Annotated in this window: 19 protein-coding genes; 10 read left to right on the forward strand and 9 right to left on the reverse strand. The window is 71.4% G+C overall.

All coding sequences use genetic code 11. The features are described 5' to 3' along the window. The first annotated feature begins 24 nt into the window (after positions 1-24). On the forward strand, positions 25-1,059 hold the full coding sequence (locus ACFCLZ_RS15415; RefSeq protein ID WP_380285455.1) for an RNA polymerase sigma factor SigF: 1,035 nt from the start codon (positions 25-27) through the stop codon (positions 1,057-1,059). A gap of 80 nt (positions 1,060-1,139) precedes the next feature. Here ACFCLZ_RS15415 and ACFCLZ_RS15420 read toward each other — a convergent pair whose 3' ends face one another. Then, entirely contained in the window at positions 1,140-1,568 is a 429-nt protein-coding gene (locus ACFCLZ_RS15420; RefSeq protein WP_380285456.1) for a hypothetical protein, read from the reverse strand. Positions 1,569-1,618: 50 nt separating this feature from the next. On the opposite strand from ACFCLZ_RS15420, the gene ACFCLZ_RS15425 reads away from it, so the two are divergent. Further along, complete coding sequence (locus ACFCLZ_RS15425) at positions 1,619-2,590, forward strand: diacylglycerol/lipid kinase family protein (RefSeq protein ID WP_380285457.1); 972 nt, start codon at positions 1,619-1,621, stop codon at positions 2,588-2,590. A gap of 369 nt (positions 2,591-2,959) precedes the next feature. After that, positions 2,960-3,211: a WhiB family transcriptional regulator gene (locus tag ACFCLZ_RS15430; RefSeq protein WP_014138019.1), complete on the forward strand. Its 252-nt coding sequence runs from the start codon at positions 2,960-2,962 to the stop codon at positions 3,209-3,211. A gap of 409 nt (positions 3,212-3,620) precedes the next feature. Here the strand turns inward: ACFCLZ_RS15430 and ACFCLZ_RS15435 are convergent, their stop codons facing one another. The 7 genes from ACFCLZ_RS15435 to ACFCLZ_RS15465 form a co-directional block, all read right to left on the reverse strand. After that, the gene (locus tag ACFCLZ_RS15435) at positions 3,621-5,141 is read right to left on the reverse strand and encodes a sensor histidine kinase (protein WP_380285458.1); all 1,521 of its coding nucleotides are present in this window, start codon (positions 5,139-5,141) and stop codon (positions 3,621-3,623) included. Between the two features lie 521 nt (positions 5,142-5,662). Continuing rightward, positions 5,663-6,715, reverse strand: coding sequence for an SIS domain-containing protein (locus ACFCLZ_RS15440; RefSeq protein WP_380285459.1), 1,053 nt, complete (start codon positions 6,713-6,715; stop codon positions 5,663-5,665). Between the two features lie 236 nt (positions 6,716-6,951). After that, positions 6,952-8,247 (reverse strand): extracellular solute-binding protein, encoded by a 1,296-nt coding sequence (locus ACFCLZ_RS15445; protein WP_380285460.1) that lies wholly within the window; start codon positions 8,245-8,247, stop codon positions 6,952-6,954. Between the two features lie 445 nt (positions 8,248-8,692). Further along, positions 8,693-10,246, reverse strand: coding sequence for a glycoside hydrolase family 3 protein (locus tag ACFCLZ_RS15450; protein ID WP_380285461.1), 1,554 nt, complete (start codon positions 10,244-10,246; stop codon positions 8,693-8,695). 5 nt (positions 10,247-10,251) lie between these two features. Next, positions 10,252-11,079 carry a carbohydrate ABC transporter permease gene (locus tag ACFCLZ_RS15455; protein ID WP_380285462.1) on the reverse strand — a complete coding sequence of 276 codons (828 nt, stop codon included), beginning with the start codon at positions 11,077-11,079 and terminating at the stop codon, positions 10,252-10,254. Beyond that, on the reverse strand, positions 11,076-12,101 hold the full coding sequence (locus tag ACFCLZ_RS15460) for a carbohydrate ABC transporter permease (RefSeq protein ID WP_380285463.1): 1,026 nt from the start codon (positions 12,099-12,101) through the stop codon (positions 11,076-11,078). The genes ACFCLZ_RS15455 and ACFCLZ_RS15460 overlap by 4 nt, the downstream gene beginning before the upstream one ends. Positions 12,102-12,190: 89 nt before the next feature. Next, entirely contained in the window at positions 12,191-13,486 is a 1,296-nt protein-coding gene (locus tag ACFCLZ_RS15465; RefSeq protein WP_380285464.1) for an extracellular solute-binding protein, read from the reverse strand. A 335-nt stretch (positions 13,487-13,821) separates the two neighbouring features. Here ACFCLZ_RS15465 and ACFCLZ_RS15470 point away from each other — a divergent pair, with 335 nt between their 5' ends. The 4 genes from ACFCLZ_RS15470 (at position 13,822) to ACFCLZ_RS15485 (ending at position 17,784) form a co-directional block, all read left to right on the forward strand. Continuing rightward, positions 13,822-14,613 carry a GntR family transcriptional regulator gene (locus ACFCLZ_RS15470; protein WP_380285465.1) on the forward strand — a complete coding sequence of 264 codons (792 nt, stop codon included), beginning with the start codon at positions 13,822-13,824 and terminating at the stop codon, positions 14,611-14,613. Positions 14,614-14,909: 296 nt separating this feature from the next. Continuing rightward, on the forward strand, positions 14,910-15,191 hold the full coding sequence (locus ACFCLZ_RS15475) for a DUF3311 domain-containing protein (protein WP_380285466.1): 282 nt from the start codon (positions 14,910-14,912) through the stop codon (positions 15,189-15,191). Next, on the forward strand, positions 15,188-16,801 hold the full coding sequence (gene mctP / locus ACFCLZ_RS15480) for a monocarboxylate uptake permease MctP (RefSeq protein ID WP_380285467.1): 1,614 nt from the start codon (positions 15,188-15,190) through the stop codon (positions 16,799-16,801). The genes ACFCLZ_RS15475 and mctP overlap by 4 nt, the downstream gene beginning before the upstream one ends. Before the next feature lie 167 nt (positions 16,802-16,968). Next, complete coding sequence (locus ACFCLZ_RS15485) at positions 16,969-17,784, forward strand: histidine phosphatase family protein (RefSeq protein WP_380285468.1); 816 nt, start codon at positions 16,969-16,971, stop codon at positions 17,782-17,784. A gap of 10 nt (positions 17,785-17,794) precedes the next feature. On the opposite strand, the gene ACFCLZ_RS15490 is transcribed toward ACFCLZ_RS15485, so the two are convergent. Beyond that, entirely contained in the window at positions 17,795-18,766 is a 972-nt protein-coding gene (locus tag ACFCLZ_RS15490) for a helix-turn-helix domain-containing protein (protein WP_380285469.1), read from the reverse strand. 93 nt (positions 18,767-18,859) lie between these two features. Between ACFCLZ_RS15490 and ACFCLZ_RS15495 the strand changes: the two genes are divergently transcribed. The 3 genes from ACFCLZ_RS15495 to ACFCLZ_RS15505 all read left to right on the forward strand — a co-directional run bounded on the left by ACFCLZ_RS15495 (position 18,860) and on the right by ACFCLZ_RS15505 (position 20,819). Next, complete coding sequence (locus ACFCLZ_RS15495; protein ID WP_380285470.1) at positions 18,860-19,249, forward strand: hypothetical protein; 390 nt, start codon at positions 18,860-18,862, stop codon at positions 19,247-19,249. After that, positions 19,192-19,686, forward strand: a complete 495-nt coding sequence (locus ACFCLZ_RS15500) for a GNAT family N-acetyltransferase (protein ID WP_380285471.1) — start codon at positions 19,192-19,194, stop codon at positions 19,684-19,686. The genes ACFCLZ_RS15495 and ACFCLZ_RS15500 overlap by 58 nt, the downstream gene beginning before the upstream one ends. Positions 19,687-19,784: 98 nt before the next feature. Continuing rightward, on the forward strand, positions 19,785-20,819 hold the full coding sequence (locus ACFCLZ_RS15505) for a DUF2510 domain-containing protein (protein ID WP_380285472.1): 1,035 nt from the start codon (positions 19,785-19,787) through the stop codon (positions 20,817-20,819). Positions 20,820-20,931: the final 112 nt, after the last annotated feature.

Raw genomic sequence — 20,931 nt, forward strand, 5'->3', positions numbered from 1 at the left:
CCGGAACGGAACGGGGGAATGGCCGTGAGTGATCTGGACCGTACCGGCCTCGCGACGGCGGGCCCTGCCGTACCGACCCAGGCGAGCGTTCCCGGCCTCGCCGCCAACGACGAAGCGCACCCGAAGGACGCCCACCGGATGAGCCAGCCGACCGAGCCGACGCCCCAGTCGTCGCCCGATCCGTCGCCCCCGCCCGTGCCGTCGGCCGCGGACCTCCCGGACACCGAGAAGGCCGAGGACGCCGCCGAGGCGGCCGCGGCGCTGCGCGCCGCGGTGCCCGCACAGGCCCCGCAGCGCTCCGGCGCACCGGACCGCGAGGCGGCCCGGGCCCTGTTCGTACGGCTCTCCGCGCTGCCCGACGGCTCCCCGGAGCGCGTCGAGCTGCGCAACCAGCTGGTGCGCATGCACATCCCGCTGGTCGAGCACCTGGCCCGGCGGTTCCGCAACCGGGGCGAGCCGCTGGACGACCTGACCCAGGTCGCCACCATCGGGCTGATCAAGTCGGTGGACCGGTTCGACCACGAGCGCGGGGTCGAGTTCTCCACCTACGCCACGCCGACCATCGTCGGCGAGATCAAGCGGCACTTCCGGGACAAGGGCTGGGCGGTCCGGGTGCCGCGCCGGCTCCAGGAGCTGCGGCTGTCGCTGACCACGGCGACCAGCGAGCTCTCCCAGCGGCACGGCCGCTCCCCCACGGTGCACGAGCTGGCCGAGCACCTGGGGATCTCCGAGGAGGACGTCCTGGAGGGGCTGGAGTCCGCCAACGCGTACTCCACGCTGTCGCTGGACGTGCCGGACAGCGACGACGAGTCGCCGGCCGTCGCGGACACCCTGGGCGCCACCGACGAGGCGCTGGAGGGCGTCGAGTACCGCGAGTCGCTCAAACCGCTGCTGGCCCAACTGCCGCCCCGCGAGCAGAAGATCCTGGTGCTGCGGTTCTTCCGGAACATGACGCAGTCGCAGATCGCCGCCGAGGTGGGCATCTCGCAGATGCACGTGTCCCGGCTGCTCGCCCGGACGCTGGCCCAGCTGCGGGAGAAGCTCCTCGTGGAGGAGTAGGAGCGGGAAGACGACTGACGGCCGCTCAGCGGCGGCCGTCCGGTCGTGAAGAAGTGGTGGAAGGCGGCGGCCCTCCGCGCTCAGCCCTCGTGCGGAGCGTAGAGGGCCGCCGTCGCCTTCGGGCTGAGCAGCGCGCCGATGCCGAGCAGGCCGAGCAGGCCGACGCCCACGCCGACGGCGGTCATCGCCCCGCCGCTCTGCCACATGTAGTACGCCACCGGCAGGCAGATCGAGTTGGTCAGCACGGCGGGGCTGCGGCCCCAGGGGCGGATCCTGAGCAGCGCCCGCGCGGCCAGGATCGGCGCCACGCCGAGCAGCACGATCACCAGGCCGCCGAACTCGTTCAGGGCGAGCTGCTTGGACTGGCCGGACAGGGCGGCGACCATGTCCCAGACGCCGACGACGGCCAGCGCGGCGCCCTCCACGGCGGTGATGGCGGCGCCCAGGGTGAGGGCGGCCGGCCGGTCGGCGCCGGGCGCGGGGACGGGTGCGGAGGATTCTGCGGTCACTCCAGCAGGGTAGCCGCCGGTTGGTCCGTACCGCCCCGTAGGCTGGGCCCATGCGCGCTCTCCTGGTCGTCAACCCGAAAGCGACCACCACCAGCGGTCGCACCAGGGACGTCCTGATCCACGCCCTGCGGAGCGACCTCAAGCTGGAGGTGGCGCAGACCGAGTACCGCGGCCACGCGCGCGACCTGGCCCGTGAGGCGGCGGATGACGGCGCGGTCGACCTGGTGGTGGCGCTGGGCGGGGACGGCACCGTCAACGAGGTGGTCAACGGACTGCTCTCGCACGGCCCGGGCGACCGGCTCCCGCGGCTGGCCGTGGTCCCCGGCGGGTCGACCAATGTGTTCGCCCGCGCGCTGGGCCTGCCGAACGACCCAGTGGAGGCGACCGGCGCCCTGCTGGACGCCCTGGAGCACCGGCGCGAGCGGCCGGTCGGGCTCGGCAAGGCGATGACCGAGGGGCTGCCGGACCGCTGGTTCACCTTCACCGCCGGCCTGGGCTTCGACGCCGGGGTGGTCGGCCGGGTCGAGGAGCAGCGCCGGGCCGGGCGCAAGTCCACCCACGCGCTCTACGTCACCCAGGCGCTCCGCCACTTCGTCACCCAACGTGAGCAGCGCAGATCAGGCCCGGTCTCGCTGACGATGGCGGGCCGCGAGCCCGTGTCGGGCCTGGCGCTGGCGATAGTCAGCAACACCTCGCCGTGGACGTTCCTGGGCAACCGCCCCGTCTACCCCTCGCCGCGCGCCTCCTTCGACGCGGATCTCGATGTCTTCGGCATCACCCGGATGACGGCGTTCGGCATCGCTCGAACGGTCCGTCAGATCCTGCGGTCGCACGGCCCTTCGAGCAACGGCACCGTGCCGACCGGCCCTTCCGGGAAGCATGTCGTCTCCTATCACGACGTCCGGCACTTCACCTTGGTTTCGGAGGAACCGGTCCCGTTCCAGGTCGACGGGGACCACCTTGGATCCAGGAGTCGCGTCAGTTTCACAGGCGTACGGCGGGCACTGCGTGTGATTGTGTGACTAGAAGGGCCCTTCTCCCTTCTTCTCGAACGCACAAGCCCCCTTCACTCCATAGAAGTACTGGCTGTGAGCTAGGCGACACCGAAGAATCCAAAATTCCTCCCTGAAGGGGGTTGTATCCGGGCCCGAGGTTTGCGAACCTCTACATGGCGATCGGGACACATCGCAGCGACGGCAACCCTCGAAACCTGGGGGGCCGACCGCGGGGTGTCCCTCGAATCGCCCGAATCCCCCCCAGCACAGACCTCCCGGGCCCGATGGGCCTTTGGTCTCTTTTGCTGTTGCGGGATTCGTGAAAGCGTTCACATTCACAAGGACCATCGATGTGCCGACCGGGCAACCCCCGCCGGCAGGAGGAGTTGGACGACCATGGACTGGCGCCACCGCGCTGTCTGCCGCGAAGAGGACCCGGAGCTGTTCTTCCCGATCGGGAACACCGGTCCTGCTCTGCTGCAGATCGAGGAAGCCAAGGCCGTGTGCCGCCGCTGTCCGGTCATGGAGCAGTGCCTCCAGTGGGCCCTCGAGACCGGCCAGGACGCCGGCGTCTGGGGCGGCATGAGCGAGGACGAGCGCCGCGCCATGAAGCGCCGGGCCGCCCGCAACCGCGCCCGCACCGCCTGATCACACGCCGTAGTACCAGCAGTAACCGCACGATCGATCAACACATGATCACAGGCTTCCCCTGCACCTCCTGGTGAAGCCTTCCGCACAAAGGGCCTTGCTCGACGAGGCCCCGCGACACCGGCCCGCCCAGCCACTTGATACTGTTCACTTAGAGCAATATTGTGGAGCTGTGGCGCTCACCGTGTGCAACGCACCGGCTGGTGTCGCACCACCCAGAGCCCCCGTTCCGGCCGACTCCCCCCGACGGCCGGAACGGGTTGAGAGGCCCTGTCGACCCACCCCCCCCGGTCGACAGGGCCTCGTTTCTGTTTCTGCCGCCGGGCGGAAGTGGTGAAGGAGCGTGCGACCAGCGCTCACATCGGACGCACGCCCCCTGCACGCTTCAGCGCATCGGCCGGCGCACCGGTCAGCGCACCGGGATCTCCAGGATCACCTTGGTGCCGCCGTTCGGGCCGGCCACCATGTCGAAGGTGCCGCCCAACTCCCCGGTGGCCAGGGTCCGGACGATCTGCAGCCCGAGGTTGCCCGCCTGCTGCGGGTCGAAGCCCTCCGGCATGCCCCTGCCGTCGTCCTGCACCGTGATCAGCAGGTACTCCTCCGGCCGGGCCCCGCCGTTCCAGCTGTCCGACCAGCCCATGCCGGTGGCCGGCGCCCGCCCGCGCAGCGCGCTGACCTCCAGGTTGCCGGAGGCGCTCGGGCCGAAGGCGTGTTCCAGGGCGTTCTGCAGCAGCTCGGTCAGCACCATCGCCAGCGGGGTGGCCACCTCGGCGGAGAGGATGCCGAAGCTGCCGCTGCGGCGGGTCGCCACCCGGCCGTCCTGGGACAGCTCCATCACCATGGCCAGCACCCGGTCGGCGATCTCGTCGAAGGCCACCTGCTCGTCCAGCGCCTGGGAGAGGGTCTCGTGCACGATCGCGATCGAGCCGACCCGGCGCACCGCCTCGTCGAGCGCGGCCCGGCCGGATTCCGAATCCATCCGGCGGGACTGCAGGCGCAGCAGCGCGGCGACGGTCTGCAGGTTGTTCTTCACCCGGTGGTGGATCTCCCGGATGGTGGCGTCCTTGGTCATCAGCTCGCGGTCGCGCCGGCGCAGCTCGGTGACGTCCCGGCAGAGCACCAGGGAGCCGGTCAGGGTGCCCTTGGGCTTGAGCGGGATGGCCCGCAGGGTGACCACACCGCCCTGGGCCTCGATCTCGGTCTGCCGGGGCGCCCAGCCGCTGGCCAGCTTCACCAGCGCCTCGTGCACGGCGGCCCGGGAGGGCGGGGCGAGGTCGGCGGTGCTCCGGCCGAGGTGGCTGCCGACCAGGTCGGTGGTGAGGCCGAGCCGGTGGTAGGCGGAGAGCGCGTTGGGGCTGGCGTAGGTGACGATGCCGTCGGCGTCGAGGCGGATGAGGCCGTCGCCGACCCGCGGCGCCGCGTCCATGTCGGCCTGCTCGACGCCGTGGTAGGGGAAGGCGCCGGCGGCGATCATCTGGGCGAGGTCGGAGGCGCTCTGCAGGTAGGTGAGCTCCAGCCGGCTGGGGGTGCGCACGGTCAGCAGGTTGGTGTTGCGGGCGATCACGCCGAGCACCTTGCCCTCGCGCCGCACCGGGATGGACTCGACCCGGACCGGCACCTCCTCGCGCCACTCCGGGTCGCCCTCGCGCACGATCCGCCCCTCGTCGTAGGCGGCGTCCAGCAGCGGGCGGCGGCCGCGCGGGACGAGGTGGCCGACCATGTCGTCCTGGTAGGAGGTGGGGCCGGTGTTGGGGCGCATCTGGGCGACCGAGACGTACCGGATGCCGTCCCAGGTGGGGATCCAGAGCACCAGGTCGGCGAAGGACAGGTCGGAGAGCAGCTGCCACTCCGAGACCAGCATGTGCAGCCACTCCACATCGGCACCGGTCAGGGTGGTGTGGCGGCGGACGAGTTCGTTCAACGAGGGCACAGGGCGAGCGTAGCCCCAGGGGGGTGCGGACGGCCCCCGCGTACCCCCGCCGACGTGCACCGCGCACCCGTCCCCCGAGTTGTCCAGACCAATTTTCGGGGAGGCCTGGACAACCCAGATTGGTCTAGTCCACAATGAAAGGGCACCAAGGAGAGGCACCCGCGCAACTGCCCTGACCGCGCGATGCCGCTCCTCGGTCGGACGCCGCCGAACGAGGACCCCGCACAGTTCTCGATCGTCACCGGCGCCCGACGACAGCTCCGGGCCGCGGAGCCGCATGGGTTGAGGGTCCCGTGTCGGCACCGTGGCCCGTAGTGTTTCCCGGCCCCGTTCCGGGTCCGAACAGCGCCCCGAGCCAAGGGGCGCGCCGCTGCCGAAAGCGACGAGCGACCAGCGAGGTACGAGCGCCGGAGCGAGGAGCGTCGGCAGCGGACCAGAGCGCCCCGGAGGCGAGCGCCCCAGCAACGCACGAGCCCCCGTCCACAGGCTGTGGACGGGGGCTCGTGCGTTGCTGGGGCGCGTCAGTGGGTCTCGGTGACCTTGGCGAGCGCGCGGGGGGCGTCCGGGTCCTGGCCGCGGGCGATGGTGACCTCGTAGGCCAGCAGCTGCAGCGGCAGGATCTCCAGGATCGGCTGCACCTCCTCGGGCACGCCGGCCGGCAGCGCGAAGCCCGCCGAGGCGGCCTCGACCTGCGCCTGCTGGCCGACCACGACCAGGTCGGCGCCGCGGCCGCGCAGGCGGTCCAGGACCGGCTGCAGGGCCTCGCCGCCCTTGCCGTCCGGGACGATCGCGATGACCGGCGAGACGTTGTCGACCATGGCCAGCGGGCCGTGCAGCAGGTCGGCGCCGGAGAACGGGGAGGCCGGGATGTAGGTGGTCTCCATGAGCTTCAGCGCCGCCTCGCGGGCGGTCGGGTAGCCGTAGCCGCGCGAGGTGATGACCAGGCGCTGGGCGAAGCGGTAGCGCTCGGCCAGGGCCTTGACCTCGTCCTGGCGGGCCAGGATGCCCGTGGCCAGCTCCGGCAGGCCCTTGGCGGCCGCGCCGTCGCCGCCGCGCAGGCCCTCGACCAGCAGGTAGAGGGCGAGCAGCTCGGCGGTGTAGGTCTTGGTGGCGGGCAGCGCCTTCTCCGGCCCGGCCAGCACGTCGATGTGGAACTCGGAGACCTCGGCCAGCGGCGAACCGGCGTTGTTGGTCACCGCCAGGGTGATCGCACCGGCCTCGCGGGCCGCCTTGGTGGAGGCGACGAGGTCCGGCGAGCCGCCCGACTGGCTGACGGTGATCACCAGCACGTCGGTCAGGTCCGGCTTGGCGCCGTAGGCGGTGGTGGTGGACATCGAGGTCAGGCCGGCCGGCTTGCCCAGCAGGATCTCGATCAGGTACTTGGCGTACAGCGCCGCATTGTCCGAAGTGCCCCGCGCGGTCAGGAGGACGAACCGCGGCTTGCGGGCGGCGATCCGGGACGCGATCTCGAAGATCCTGGGGGCGCCCTCGTCGAGAATGCGCTGCAGGACGGCCGGCTGCTCGGCCATCTCCGCCGCCATGATCCGGCCAGGGACGGTCTGCGTGTCGGACATCGTGTGGGGCCTCCGATGAGATGGTTCCACCCCGGCCGGGCGGGAATGCCCGGCGGGGACCTCTACGGCGGCGAGTCCGCACACTCGCTGCGGTGAATACTGCGGCAATCCTACGGGGGCCGCCCGCCCGGGGCACATCCGAGGAGGCCCCTCACGGCGGATGCCGCGGGCCCCGGCGTGCGCGGAGCCCCTCCCGGCGGTGCGGGGAGGGGCTCCGGCGTCCGGGGGACGGCGGCTCAGCCGGCCTTGTTGATCAGCTGGTCGATGGCGGCGTCCGCCTCCTTGGCGGCCTGGTCCACCGGCTTGCCCCGCAGGATGGCGGTCAGCATGTCGGGCAGGATCTTCTGCTTCTCCACCAGGCCCCAGCCGGGGGCCAGCGGGGTGAACCAGGCGTCCGGCACCGCGTTGGCCGCGGCGGCGGTGGCCGGCTTGCTCTTCAGCGGGTTCAGCTGGGTGAGGTTGTTCGGCAGGATGTCCTTGTCGGCCAGCGCCTGCTCGGACTTGGCGCTGGTGAACATCCGGACCCAGTCGGTGGCCAGGGCCGCCGAGGGCGACTTCGCGGTGACGGCGAGGGCCGAGCCGCCGATGAAGGTCGGCAGCGGCTTGCCGCCCGGGCCGGGCATGGTGGCGACCTTGACCGAGTCCTTGAGGCTCGGGTCGCCGGTCACCGGCGCGACGACGCTGGACGCCTCGTAGCCGTTGCCGTAGAAGGACGCCGCGTGGCCGCGGGCCATCGCCTCGTACTGGTTCTGCTCGTTGACCGCCTGGTCGCCCTTGTTGTACTTGCGCACCAGGTCGACGAAGTGGTTGATGCCCTGCTGGGACTTGGGGTCGCTCAGGGTGCCGTGCCAGTTGCCGCCGCTGTCGAAGCGGGCGATGGCGCCGCCGTACGCGGAGACGTAGCTCATCGCGGCGTACCAGTACGGGCCGGGCAGGTAGAGCGAGGAGAAGGTCCGGTCGTTCTTGTTCTTCTCCGCGATCTTGTCGAGCGCCGCACGCAGCTCGTCCTCGGTCTTGGGGAAGTCGGCGCTGCCGGTGGCCTGCTGGAAGGCCGTCGAGTTGTAGATGGCGACCCGGGCGCCCGCGTAGTAGGGCACGCACCAGAGCTTGTCCTGGTAGGTGCAGGTGTTGGCGAGCGCCTTGATCCAGGTGTCCGAGTTGTCGAAGGTGGTGCGCTCCACCGGGGCCAGCGCGCCGGAGAGCACGTACTTCATCGTCTCGGTGTTGCCGAGCTCGACCACGTCCGGGGCGTTGCCGTCGGTGATCGCCTTGTCGAGCTTGGCCACCTTGTCGGCCCAGCCCTGGTAGGCCAGCTTGAGGGTGGCCTTCGGGTACTTGGCGGCGAACTCGTCGTTGACCCGCTGGACGAGGTCGGGCCAGTTCTTCTGGGCGTCGTCCATCAGCCAGACCGTGACGGTACCGGTCGCGGCCTGCGGGTCCGCCGAGGCGGTCTTGGCGTCGTCCGACGCCGAGCCGCCCGATGAACACGCCGTCAGTCCGGCGGCCAGCGCCATGATTCCGACCGTCGCCATGAACCGACGCTTTCTCACGCCATCCTCCGAGGGTTTAGAGCTTGTGCCCGCCGGCGGCGCGCCGGCGCCCGACGGGACGGGTGTCCAGGGAGGGGCGGCGAAGAGCTTCGGGGTGGGCCAATACCACATCCGACGAAATTGAAATTCGAACCGGATGGACTGGAGCCTGGCCTAGACCACTGTTGGTGTCAACGCCAAATGGCCTGGCGGTCAAGGCCGTTGCAGACCTGTTGTACCGCGTGGCGATCAGTCGCCCGACGGTCACCCTAAGTAGAACTTAAGACTGCCTTAAGGCCGATTTGAGGGAACACCGTCAGATGACGAAGCCGCAGGTCACACGGCGTCCGAACAGTCGGGAAACGCAACGGGCCCGCCATGCGACATGCGCATGACGGGCCCGCTGGGCGGATGCCTTCGACACCCGGCGTAACGGTCCTACGTGGCCTCAGCCGACGGCCACCGACTGGCCGGTGAGCACCTCGACGGCGGCCAGCCCGCAGACCCGGGCGGCGCCGTGGGTGGCGATGTACAGCGCGCCGACGGGCTCGGACTGCGGCAGGCCCATCTCGACCACCGCGGCGTCCGGACGGGCCGCCAGCAGGCGGGCCAGCGCGGCCGTCATCCACTCGTGCCGGTGGGCGTCGCGGACCACCAGCACCAGGTGGCGGTCGGCGGCGCCGGCCAGCACCTCGGACACCAGCGCGTCCAGCACCGCGGCCTCGGCGATCTCCGGGCCGACCTCGCGGGTGCGGGTGCCCGGGAAGCGGTCGGCCAGCATGCCGGCCACGCCCCACGGGGTGACGTCGCCGACGGCGATGTTCGGCTCGGCGGAGAACGAGGCCACGAACGGGCGCTCGGTCACCGGCAGGGCCTCGCGGCCCGGCGCGCGGACCACCCGCAGCGCCCGGCGGGCCGCCCGCAGGCCGACCGCGAGGTCCGCCTCCGGCCGCTCGCCCTGGGCCGCGATCCGGGCCCAGCTGCCGAGCGCGCGCACCCGGGCGGCCGCGTCGGCGAGCCGCTCCTCCGGGATCCGGCCGGAGCGCACGCCCGCCACGATGGCGTCGCGCAGCATCAGCACGGTGTCCTCGTCGGCCAGGCCGCCGCCCACGCAGATCGCGTCCGCGCCGGCCGCCAGGGCCAGCACGGTGCCCTCGCCCATGCCGAAGGTGTCGGCGATGGCACCCATCTCGATCGCGTCGCTGACGATCAGGCCCTGGTAGCCGAGGCCGCCGTCCGCGGGGGCCGCGCGCAGCAGGTCGCGCAGCACGGCGGGGCTGAGCGTGGCGGGCAGCTTGGGATCGAGCGCCGGGATCATGATGTGGGCCGTCATCACGGCCTTGGTGTCGGCGGCGATCGCGGCCTGGAACGGGATCAGGTCGCGGGCGCGCAGCACGTCCAGGTCGACGTCGATGACCGGCAGGCCGTGGTGCGAGTCGACGGCGGTGTCGCCGTGGCCCGGGAAGTGCTTGGAGCAGGCCGCGACACCGGCCGACTGCAGGCCCTCCACCCAGGCGGCGGTGTGCCGGGCGCACAGCTCCGGGTCGGCGCCGAAGGAGCGCACGCCGATGACCGGGTTGCGCGGGTTGGAGTTGACGTCCGCGGTGGGCGCCCAGTTGTAGTTGACGCCGGCGGCGGCCAGCGCGCGGCCCAGCTCGCGGGCGACGTCGCGGGTCAGCGCCGGGTCGTCGATGGCACCGAGGGCGAGGTTGCCCGGCCAGGACGAGCCGGAGCCGGCCTCCAGCCGGGTGACGTCGCCGGACTCCTCGTCGATGGCGATCAGCAGGTCGGGGTTCTCGGCCCGCAGCGCGGCGGTGAGCGCGGCGAGCTGGCCGAGGTCGGCCACGTTGCGGTCGAACAGCGCGACCGAGCCGAGGCCCGCCGCCAGGTGGCGGCGCAGCCACTCCGGCGGCTCGGTGCCGACGAAGCCGGGCTGCAGGACGGTCAGCGCGTCACGGTGCAGCTGGTCGGAGGCCGGGAGGGTGGGGACGAGGATGCTCACGGGGATCAGCCCTTCACGGCGCCGTCGGTGAGGCCACCGACCGCCTTGCGCTGCAGGAAGACGAACAGGATCAGCACCGGGAGGGCGAACAGCGTCGACGCCGCCATCGTGGCGCCCCAGTCGTTGCCGAAGGCGGTCTGGAAGGAGGACAGCCACAGCGGCAGGGTCTGGCCGTCGGTCTTGTTGACGATCAGGACGAGCGGGAACTCGTTCCAGGCCGTGATGAAGCCGAACAGCGAGGTGGACATCAGGCCCGGCGCCAGCAGCGGGAAGATCACCTTCACGAAGGCCTGGGTGCGGGTGCAGCCGTCGACCATCGCGGACTCCTCCAGCTCCTTCGGCACCGCGGCGATGAAGCCGCGGAGCGTCCAGATGGTGAAGGGCAGCACCATCATCATGTAGAAGGCGGTGAGCGGGACGAGGCTGTTCAGCATGCCGTTGTCGCGGGAGATCAGGTAGACCGCGATGGTCATGACCTCCCAGGGCGCCATCTGGGCGGCCATGATGACCAGCACGAAGGTCTTGCGGCCGCGGAACTTCATCCGGGCGATGGCGAAGGACGCCAGGGTGGCGATCACCAGCGAGATCACCACGGCGAGGATGGTGACGATGAAGCTGTTGGCGGTGTACGTCCAGAACTTGGGGACGTTGACCGCGGTCTTGAAGTGCTCCAGGGTCGCGTCGAACGGGATGAACACCGGCGTCTGGCTGGCGATGTCCTTCGTCGGCTTGAAGGCCGTGCTGATCATCCAGTAGACGGGGAACGCGAAGAAGACGAAGAGGACGACCGCGATGACGTTCGGCCAGGTGCGTCCGATGAGCGAGCGCCTCACAGCTCGTCCTCCTGCTTCAGAATGATCCGGAAGTAGTACGCCATCAGGACGCCCAGGATCAGGATGGTGAGCACCGCGATCGCGGCACCGGTGCCGTAGTGCTGGCGGCCGGAGCCCTCCAGGAAGGCGTGGATCGGCAGCGTGCGGGTGAGACCGTCGGGGCCGCCGGCCTTGATCGCGTAGATCTGGGTGAAGGCCTTGAAGATCCAGATGACCTCGAGGAAGGTCGTGGCCAGGAAGAACGGCTTCAGGTTGGGGAACATCACCGCGGTGAAGATCTTGACCGGGCCGGCGCCGTCCATCCGGGCCGCCTCGTAGAGCTCCTTCGGGATGGTGGTCAGCGCCGCGTACATGTTGAACGCCACGAACGGGATCGAGCCCCAGACCAGCAGCAGGAGGATCACGAAGAAGGTCGAGTACTGGGTGCTGGTCCAGTTGTAGGCGGCCATCGAGTGCCAGCCCAGGGCGTCCAGGATCCAGTTGACGACGCCGAAGCGGGCGTCGAACAGCCAGGTGTAGACGGTGGTCGAGGCGACCACCGGCATCGCCCAGGCGAACAGCAGGCCGACCGACAGCAGCAGCCGCATCCTCTTGCCGAGCCGGTTGAGCAGCAGACCGACCAGCGCGCCGCCCACCATGATCAGGAAGACGTTCAGCGCGGTGAACGCCACGGAGCGGCCGGTGACCGACCAGAACTCCGGGTCGGACAGCTGCTCGGTGTAGTTCTCGAAGCCGTTCCACTCGGTCAGGTGCTGGACGAGCTGGCGCGCGTTCAGGTTCTGGAACGAGACCAGAATGGTCTTCAGCAAGGGCCAGCCCAGCAGGCCCAGGGTGGCCACAGTGGCCGGCAGGAGCAGCAGGTACGGCGCGAACTTGGAGCCGAGGCTCCGTCCGTCCGCCGCTCTGGCGCTCTTCTTCGGGGTGCCGCCGCCACCGCGCACGGCGTCCGTCTTCATAGGGGCCACAGCAGCCTTCCCTGAATCCGGGGACTGTGTCTGCACCCGCTCCGAATGCACAGCCATCGTTCTCTCTTCCTCACAACCCGACCACGACGGACAGGCGCCGCCCACCGGCCCCCCGCCGGGAGCCGGTGAGCGACGCCGCTCGACTGCTACTGCTTGGCGTTGAGGCGCTTCGCGATCTCCTCGTCGGCCTTCTTCGCCGCGGCGTTGTAGTCGCCGGTCAGGGCCGCGGTCAGGAACTCCTTGATCGGGTTCGGGTCGTTCTCCACGGCCGACCAGTTCGGGGTGGTCGGGGTGATGCCACCGACGCCCGAGGCCACCTTCGCGGCGGTGGCGAAGTCGCCGACGACCTTGTCGTTGAGCGAGGTCTTGTTCGGGATGAGACCCGAGGCGGCGACGGCGCCCTCGTTCTTGTCGTTCAGGGCGATCTTGAGGAAGTCCTTCGCCATGTCGGTGTTCTTGCTCGCCGCCGAGATGGCGATGTTCGAGCCACCGAGGAACACGCCGGAGGGCTTGTCGGCGGTCTTGCCCGGGAGCGCGAAGTGGCCGATCTTGTCCTTGGTCAGCGGGGCCTTCTCGTCCGGCACCTCCCAGCCGAGGCCGATGATGGTGCCGATGTTGCCCGCGCCGAAGATGTCCTTCTGCTGCGGCTTGGCCTCGTCCTTGTCCTTGAGACCCGTGGTCGAGTAGCTCTGGAGCTTCTTGTAGACGTCGAAGGCCTTCTGCGCCTCGGGGGTGGACAGGCCGCCCACCCACTTGTCGCCGTCCTTCTTCGCCAGCTTGCCACCCTCGCTGGTGAGCAGACCGAAGTAGACGTACCACTCCTGGCCCGGCATGTAGAGCGGGTCGGTGACGCCCGCGGTGGTCTTCAGCTTCTCCAGGGCGGTGTAGAACTCGTCCAGGGTCTTCGGGATGCTCAGCCCGGCGGCGGCCCAGAGGTCCTTGTTGTAGGTGACCGCGCGGTTGGTGACGAACCACGGGGCGGCGTACTGCTTGCCGTCCAGGATCGCGGACTCGCTCTGGTTGGCGGCCCAGTCGGCACCCCCGAGGGCGGCCTTGTCCTTGGTGATGTCCAGCAGACCACCGGTGGCGGCGTAGCCGGCCGTCTGGGTGTTGCCGATCTCCAGGACGTCGACGGAGCCCTCGGACAGCGCGGCGGTGATCTTCGGACCGATGCCGGTCCACTCCTGGGTCTGGTACTCGACCTTGGAGCCCGGGTAGGTGGACTCGAACTCGGTCTTGACCGCGTCGTCCCAGCCCTTGGGGGCGGAGCCCGACATCAGCCACACCTTGAGCGTCTTGCCGTTGTAGTCCTTCTTGCCGGCAGCGGACGTGTTGCCCGACCCGTTGTTGCCGCTGTCGTCCTTCTTGGCGTCCGAGCCGCAGGCCGCGAGACCAACAACCATGGCCGCGACGCCGACCGCCGCGATGAGCTGACGCTTCACGCCATCCTCCTGAGGGATGCCTTGGTGACCCCCGTCGGGTGGCAGCGGCATACCCACGCAAGGTGGGAGGAATGGGCCGCGGACTCCAGCGAACGGGTGGGGGGATTCATAGTGACCGGCCTAGTGGTGTAGACCAGATGCCAGGAGCTTGGCCTAGACCAATGGGCCTGTCAACGGCTGTTCGACCGATCCGGACCACCCGTTATCAAGCCGACACCGCACATCGTTCATCGCGTGATGAGGTATTCGTTCCGTAGCCATACATGCAACGATGTGAGCCGTTAATCATGTGGTGGGGCTCCCCGGAGCCCTGCGAGAAGCGGGAGACAGGTCCGATGAGCAGCGACGGGGGCAGCACGGCCCAGGTCAACGACCCCCAGGTGAAGAATCTCGCCGCCCAGGGCGGCGCGGACCCGACCGCCCGGGTGCCGAAGTACTACGGCCTCAAGCGCCACCTGCTGCAGCTTACCGAGACCCAGCCCGCCGGCACCCCGGTTCCGCCCGAACGGGCCCTGGCCGCGCAGTTCGACACCTCCCGCACCACCGTGCGGCAGGCCCTGCAGGAGCTCGTCGTCGAGGGCCGGCTGGAGCGCATCCAGGGCAAGGGCACCTTCGTCGCCAAGCCCAAGGTGGCGCAGGCCCTCCAGCTCACCTCCTACACCGAGGACATGCGCGCCCAGGGCCTGGAGCCCACCTCCCGGCTGATCGAGATCGGCTACATCTCCGCCGACGACCGGCTGGCCCCGCTGCTGGACATCAAGCCCGGCGGCCGGGTGCTGCGGATCGAGCGCCTGCGGCTGGCCAACGGCGACCCGATGGCCATCGAGGTGGCCCACCTGTCCGCCAAGCGCTTCCCCGCCCTGCGCCGCAACCTGGCCAAGCACAACTCGCTGTACACCGCGCTGCGCGAGGTCTACGGGGTGACCGTGGCCGAGGCCGAGGAGACCATCGAGACCACCCTCGCCAACCCCCGCGAGGCCGGGCTGCTCGGCTCCGACCTCGGCCTGCCGATGCTCCAGCTCGCCCGGCACTCCTTCGACCCGGACGGGGACCCGGTCGAGTGGGTGCGCTCCATCTACCGCGGCGACCGCTACAAGTTCATCACCCGCCTCAAGCGGCCGGAGTAGTCCGGCCCGGCGCCCGCGAACTTTCCGGGCCCCGGCGTGCGCGAGGAGCGCGCGCCGGGGCCCGTTGCGTCGAGGCGGCGCGCGGGAGGTCCGGACGGCGGGAAGTTGTCCTGAATCCGGTGACACGGATCACCTGATGCTCTAGATTCCGCATCCGTACCGACTGCCGATCACCAGTGGTGCCGCTCGGCGGACCCACGGGGGGCGTGCGGCTCCCCGGGGGTTGCGGCGCCGGCGAGGTGAGCCCTCCGAAGCGGAGCCGAACCATGTCGTCAGACCTCACCGACCGACCTGTCATGCCCGAGCCAGAAGAACCCGGGGAACCCGGCCTCCCGACGGTCACCCCCGAGCGGGTGCTGGCCGCGCTCGCCCTGCTGGTGCCGATCGTCGCGATGCTCTGGGTGGGCTCGTACGACAAGCCCGAGCCCGAAGCGGGCGGCGTCCCCTTCTTCTACTGGTACCAGCTGCTCTGGGTGCCGGTCTCGGCCGTCTTCACGGTCGCCGCCTACCTGCTGGTCGACCGGGACGAGAAGGCCCGCCGGGCCGCCCGGGCGCGGAAGGCGGGTGGCGCCCGGTGAACGGGGTCAACGTGCCCGCGCTGGCGGTCTTCGTCCTCTTCTTCCTGCTGGTCACCGTGATGGGCTTCCTCGCCTCCCGGTGGCGGCGCGCCGACAACGCCCTCCACCTCGACGAGTGGGGCCTCGGCGGGCGCAGCTTCGGGACCTGGATCACCTGGTTCCTGCTCGGCGGCGACCTCTACACCGCGTACACCTTCGTCGCCGTCCCCGCCGCCGTCTACGCGACCGGCGCCGCGGGCTTCTTCGCCGTCCCCTACACGATCATCGCCTACCCGCTGGTCTTCCTCTTCCTCCCCCGGCTCTGGTCGGTCTCCCGGGTGCACGGCTACGTCACCCCGGCCGACTTCGTGCGCGGGCGCTACGGCTCCCGGCCGCTGGCGCTGGTGGTCGCGCTGACCGGCATCCTCGCCACCATGCCGTACATCGCGCTCCAGCTGGTCGGCATCCAGGCGGTGCTGGACGTGCTGGGCGTCGGCGGCGGCGAGAGCGCCAACTGGTTCGTCCAGGACCTGCCGCTGTTCATCGCCTTCGGCGTGCTCGCCGCCTACACCTACTCCTCGGGGCTGCGCGCGCCGGCGCTGATCGCCTTCGTCAAGGACGCCCTCGTCTACGTGGTGATCATCGTCGCGGTGATCTACATCCCGATCCGGCTCGGCGGCTACGGCCACATCTTCGACGCGGTCGGCGAGCGGTTCGACGCCCCCGGGTCGGGCGGCTCGCTCACCCTGCCGGAGAACAAGCAGTGGACGTACGCGACGCTGGCGCTCGGCTCGGCGATGGCGCTGTTCCTGTACCCGCACTCGGTGACCGGCGTGCTGGCGAGCAGGTCCCGCAACACGGTGCGCCGGAACATGGCGATCATGCCCGCGTACTCGCTGATGCTCGGGCTGCTGGCGCTGCTCGGCTTCATGGCGATCGCGGCCGGGATCGGCAGGGGCGACAAGGACTTCAACACCCAGCTCGCGGTGCCGCAGCTGTTCGAGAGCATGTTCCCCGACTGGTTCACCGGCGTCGCCTTCGCGGCCATCGGCATCGGCGCGCTCGTCCCGGCGGCGATCATGTCCATCGCGGCGGCGAACCTGTTCACCCGCAACGTCTACAAGGAGTACCTGAAGCCCTCCGCCACCCCGGCCGACGAGACCCGGGTCGCCAAGCTGGTCTCGCTGCTGGTCAAGGTCGGCGCGCTGGTCTTCGTGCTCGGCATGGACAAGCAGGCGGCGATCAACCTCCAGCTGCTCGGCGGCCTGTGGATCCTGCAGACCTTCGTCTCGATCGTCGGCGGCCTGTTCACCCGCTGGTTCCACCACTGGGCGCTGCTCGCCGGCTGGGCGGCCGGCATGGTCTACGGCACCTGGAAGGCCTACGGCATCTCCAGCCCCAAGACCAGGCACTTCGGCGGGAACGCCGCCGAGATCCCCGGCATCGGCGAGATCGGCTACATCGGGCTCACTGCCTTCGTCCTCAACCTGCTGGTGGCGGTGGCGCTCACCCTGGTCCTGCGCGCCGTGAAGGCGCCGGACGGGCCGGACGAGACCCGGCCGGGCGACTACAGCGCCGAGAGCGGCGACGAGGAACCAAAGAACGCGCCGGAGCCCGTGGCGGCGCACTGATACGCCCCGCGCGCCCTGTGGTCGCGCCGTCTCCTCCGTCAACACTGGAGGGGGCGGCGCGATCATATGTATGAACAGCCGGGTGCATGGGGCACCACACTCAGGGCACCAACCAGACCGGACCGGCAACCGGCCGGCAACTGATCGACCCACGGGGAGCGGCGGCAATGGCAGAACTCGGCACCACCCTCAACGGCCAGCACCACACCGACGGACGGCACCGGCCGGCCGCCCCGCACCGGACCGCCGGCGCCGCCGCGGCGACCCCGGCCACCGGGCTGCCCCCCGTCCCCTCCGTCCTGATCGCCACCCGCCACGGCGAGTCCACCGCCAACGTCGAGTTCCAGCTCGCCGAGGCGGCCGGCGCGCTCAGCGTGCCGATCAGCTGCCGGGACGCGGACATCCCGCTCTCCCTGCACGGCCGGCAGCAGGCCCACGCGCTCGGCCGCTGGTGGGCCGGCCTGCCCAGCGCCGACCGGCCGCGCAACGTCTGGTGCTCGCCCTACGTCCGCACCGCCGAGACCGCCCGGATCGCGCTCGCCCAGGCCGCCGGCCTCGGCGCCGTCCCGGTCTCGCTCGCCGTCCGCTACGACGAGCGGCTGCGCGACCGCGAGCTCGGCGTGCTGGAGATGCTGCCCAAGGCCGCCATCGAGACCGACCACCCCGGGGAGGCGGCCCGGCGGCGGAAGATGGGCGAGCTGTACTACCGCCCGCCCGGCGGCGAGTCCTGGGCCGACGTGGCGCTGCGGGTGCGCAGCGTACTGCGCGACATCTGCGCGGAGGAGGCCGGGCGGCCGGTCCTGCTGGTCGCGCACGACTGCACGGTGCTCATGCTCCGGTACGTGCTGGACCGGCTCACCGAGGAGCAGCTGACCGCGCTGGAGCCGGTGCGCAACTGTTCCGCGAGCGTCTGGCGGGCCGAGGGCGGCCGGCTGTGTCCGGACCGCTGGAACCAGACCGGGCACCTGGAGGACGCGGGCTGACCGGAGGGGTCTAGAACCGGGTGGCGACGGCGGCGGCGGGCTCGGCGAAGCAGCGGCGGTAGGCCAGCGGCGTCGTGCCGAGCCGGCGGCCGAAGTGGTGCCGCAGGGTCGCCGCGTTGCCGAAGCCGCAGCGGGCGGCGATGGCGTCCACCGGCTCGGTGGTGGACTCCAGCAGCCGCTGGGCGAGCAGCAGCCGCTGCCCGGTCAGCCAGCGGTGCGGGGTGGTGCCGGTCTCCTGGTGGAAGCGCCGGGCGAAGGTGCGCGGCGACATGTGGACCCGGGCGGCCAGCTGCTCGACGGTCGACTCCTGGTCGAGGTGGTGGCGCATCCAGTCGAGCAGCGGGGCCAGCGACGCGCCGTCGCCCTCCGGAAGCGGCCGGTGCACGAACTGGGCCTGACCGCCCTCCCGGTGCGGCGCCACCACCATCCGGCGGGCGATCCCCCGGGCCACCTCGGCGCCCTGCACCTTGCGCACCAGGTGCAGGCAGGCGTCGATGCCGGCCGCCGTGCCGGCGGAGGTGATCACCGGGTCGTCGTCCACGTAGAGGACGTCCGGCTCGACGGTGGTCCTCGGATGGCGGGCGGCCAGTTCGGCGGTGTACCGCCAGTGCGTGGTGGCCCGGCGGCCGTCCAGCAGGCCGGCCGCGCCGAGCACGAAGGCGCCGCTGCAGATGGACAGCGCCCGGGCGCCGCCCTCGACGGCCGCCCGCAGCGCGTCCAGCAGCGGCGCCGGGTACTCGCCGCGCAGGGAGGTGGCGGTGACCACCACCAGGTCGGCGGCGGCGAGGCGTTCGGGCCCGTGCGGGACGTCGACGGCGAAGCCGGCGTGGGTGCGGTGCGGACCCGGCCGGGCGCCGGCGATCGCGAAGTCGTAGGCGGGCAGCCCGTCGTCGCTGCGGTCCAGCCCGAACACCTCGCAGGCGACCCCGAGTTCGAAGGGGTGGACGTCCTCCATGACCACGGCCACGACGTTCTTCAGCATGCCGCCAGGGTAACCCGCCCGCTGGCAGTTTTTCGATGCAAACGGGCGTTCCTGCCACTCGCCCCGGCCCGGCACTGCGGCGAAGGTGGAGCCATGGATTCCGACACGCTCGCCAGCGCACTCGCCCTGCTCGGGGCCGTCGGCGGGTTCGGCCTGCTCGGCGCCCTGATCGGACGCGAGGTGGCGCGGCAGAAGGCCACCGGACGCGACAACTGGCACCGTCCGGGCGGCTACCCCGACGATCCCGCCCTGCCCGACCGGCTCTACGGCACCCTGCCCGCCGCCTCGCTCCGCCCGGCCGCCGACCCCGCCACCGCCGCCACCCCCGTCGCGGCCACCGCCACCGCTGCCGCCACCGTCGCCGCCGAAGCGGAGGCCCGCCCCCCGCTCGGCGCCGTCCTCCGGGATTCCGGCAAACTGGCCGGATGGACATCGTCATCCGCCCGGCCCGCGCCGAGGAGCTCGAGGAAGCCGGCCGCATAACCGTCGAGGCCTTCGTCGGCGACGGCTTCACCTCACCCGACAGCGCCTATGTGCAGCGGCTGCGCGACGCGGCCACCCGGGCCGCCGAGGCCGAACTCCTCGTCGCGGTGGACGCGGCCCACGGGACGGTCCTCGGCTGCGTCACCTTCGCCGTCGGCGGCACCGAGTGGGCGGACATCGCCACCCCCGAGGAGGGCGAGATCCGGATGCTCGCCACCGCCGCGGCCGCCCGCGGGCGGGGCGCCGGCGAGGCACTGGTGCGCGCCGCGCTCGCCCGCAGCCGCGAGCTCGGCCTGGCCGGCATGGCGTTCTCCACCCAGCCGGAGATGACCACCGCGCACCGGATCTACGAGCGGGTCGGCTTCCGCCGCACCCCGGAGCGGGACTGGTCGCCGGTCCCGGGCATCGACCTGATGGTCTACAGCATGGCCTTCTGAGCGACGGTCAGGCCTCCGGGACGGCAGCCTGAGGCCCAAGGTCGCGATCCGCCATCGGATATGACGATCGCATTTAGCCGACTGCTAGGATCCGCCGCATGACGACGGGGAGTACGCCGGCTGGCTGGTACGACGATCCTTCCGGGCAGCTCCATACGGAGCGCTGGTGGGACGGTTCCGCATGGAGCGGCCGCACCCGGCCGACCACCGCGGCCGACGCCACCACCGCGCCGGCCGGGACCGCCGGCAGCATCCCGAACCAGGGCGCCCCGGGCGCCTTCGGCCCCGCCCCCTCGGTCGCCGCGACGCCCACCGTGACCGCGCCCGCCGCGCCCGCCGCGTCCACCGCCCCGGCCGCGCCGCGGCAGCCGTTCACCCCGACCTCCGTCGTCTTCGAGACCGTCGAGCCCAACACCACCCGCCGCCGGGTGCTGCTCGGCGTCGGCGCCGTGCTGCTGTCCGTGGTCATGGCCGGCGGCGGCTACGTCGTCGGCAACCGCACCGCCGACAAGACGGGAGCCACCCCGTCGGCCGGCGGCACCGCGGGCCCGACCGCCGACCCGAAGAGCCCCAACGGCTTCATGGGCACCGCCCTGACCGGCGGTCAGCAGTTCCCCGGCGCGAAGGCGGTGACCGGCCAGGACTCGAAGATGAACTTCATGCTGCCGGCCGACTGGCAGGTCCAGACCGACGCCAAGAACCCCACCGACGTGCGCTACGCGGTCTCCCCGTACGCCTGCGTCGGCCACGGCAGCGGCGCCTGCACCCGCGGCCTGGTCGTGCAGAACCTCCGGGTGTTCAACGGCGGTTGGTCCGACCCGAAGTCCATGGTCCTCGGCATGGGCCAGCTGCTGTACAACACCCGCTTCGGCTCCGACGCGCCCACGCCGCCCGAGCCGGTGAAGCAGTCCGCCGTCAAGATCCAGGGCATGGACGGCTACCTGGCGCTCTGGCACGTGCCGATGACCAACGGCTCGTCGACCCCCGACGCCTACTGCGGCGTCCTGGAGGTGACCCCGGCGGCCGGGGCCACCACCGTGCCGGTGCTGCAGATCTGCCTGGACCAGTCCACCGAGGCCCCGCCGCTCGCGCTGATGGACCAGATCGCCAACTCGGTGAAGATCACCCCCTGATCCGGAGACGACCGGACGAACAGCGTCCGGCTGTTGCCCCCGCCCCCCGATGACCCGTCACCGGGGGGTTCCCTTATGCTCACTACCGGCCACCGGGCCCGCCGCCCGCACG

The organism is Kitasatospora purpeofusca, assembly GCF_042691725.1.
GTDB classification, from domain to species: domain Bacteria; phylum Actinomycetota; class Actinomycetes; order Streptomycetales; family Streptomycetaceae; genus Kitasatospora; species Kitasatospora purpeofusca_B.

What these genes read in the sequence shown, in the direction of transcription:
- ACFCLZ_RS15460 (WP_380285463.1), bottom strand. Translation starts at nt 12,101, where the DNA reads ATGGCTGTGCATTCGGAGCGGGTGCAGACACAGTCCCCGGATTCAGGG.
- ACFCLZ_RS15470 (WP_380285465.1), top strand. Translation starts at nt 13,822, where the DNA reads ATGAGCAGCGACGGGGGCAGCACGGCCCAGGTCAACGACCCCCAGGTG.
- ACFCLZ_RS15475 (WP_380285466.1), top strand. Translation starts at nt 14,910, where the DNA reads ATGCCCGAGCCAGAAGAACCCGGGGAACCCGGCCTCCCGACGGTCACC.
- ACFCLZ_RS15440 (WP_380285459.1), bottom strand. Translation starts at nt 6,715, where the DNA reads ATGTCCGACACGCAGACCGTCCCTGGCCGGATCATGGCGGCGGAGATG.
- ACFCLZ_RS15490 (WP_380285469.1), bottom strand. Translation starts at nt 18,766, where the DNA reads ATGCTGAAGAACGTCGTGGCCGTGGTCATGGAGGACGTCCACCCCTTC.
- ACFCLZ_RS15495 (WP_380285470.1), top strand. Translation starts at nt 18,860, where the DNA reads ATGGATTCCGACACGCTCGCCAGCGCACTCGCCCTGCTCGGGGCCGTC.
- ACFCLZ_RS15425 (WP_380285457.1), top strand. Translation starts at nt 1,619, where the DNA reads ATGCGCGCTCTCCTGGTCGTCAACCCGAAAGCGACCACCACCAGCGGT.
- ACFCLZ_RS15500 (WP_380285471.1), top strand. Translation starts at nt 19,192, where the DNA reads ATGGACATCGTCATCCGCCCGGCCCGCGCCGAGGAGCTCGAGGAAGCC.
- ACFCLZ_RS15505 (WP_380285472.1), top strand. Translation starts at nt 19,785, where the DNA reads ATGACGACGGGGAGTACGCCGGCTGGCTGGTACGACGATCCTTCCGGG.
- ACFCLZ_RS15445 (WP_380285460.1), bottom strand. Translation starts at nt 8,247, where the DNA reads ATGGCGACGGTCGGAATCATGGCGCTGGCCGCCGGACTGACGGCGTGT.
- ACFCLZ_RS15485 (WP_380285468.1), top strand. Translation starts at nt 16,969, where the DNA reads ATGGCAGAACTCGGCACCACCCTCAACGGCCAGCACCACACCGACGGA.
- ACFCLZ_RS15430 (WP_014138019.1), top strand. Translation starts at nt 2,960, where the DNA reads ATGGACTGGCGCCACCGCGCTGTCTGCCGCGAAGAGGACCCGGAGCTG.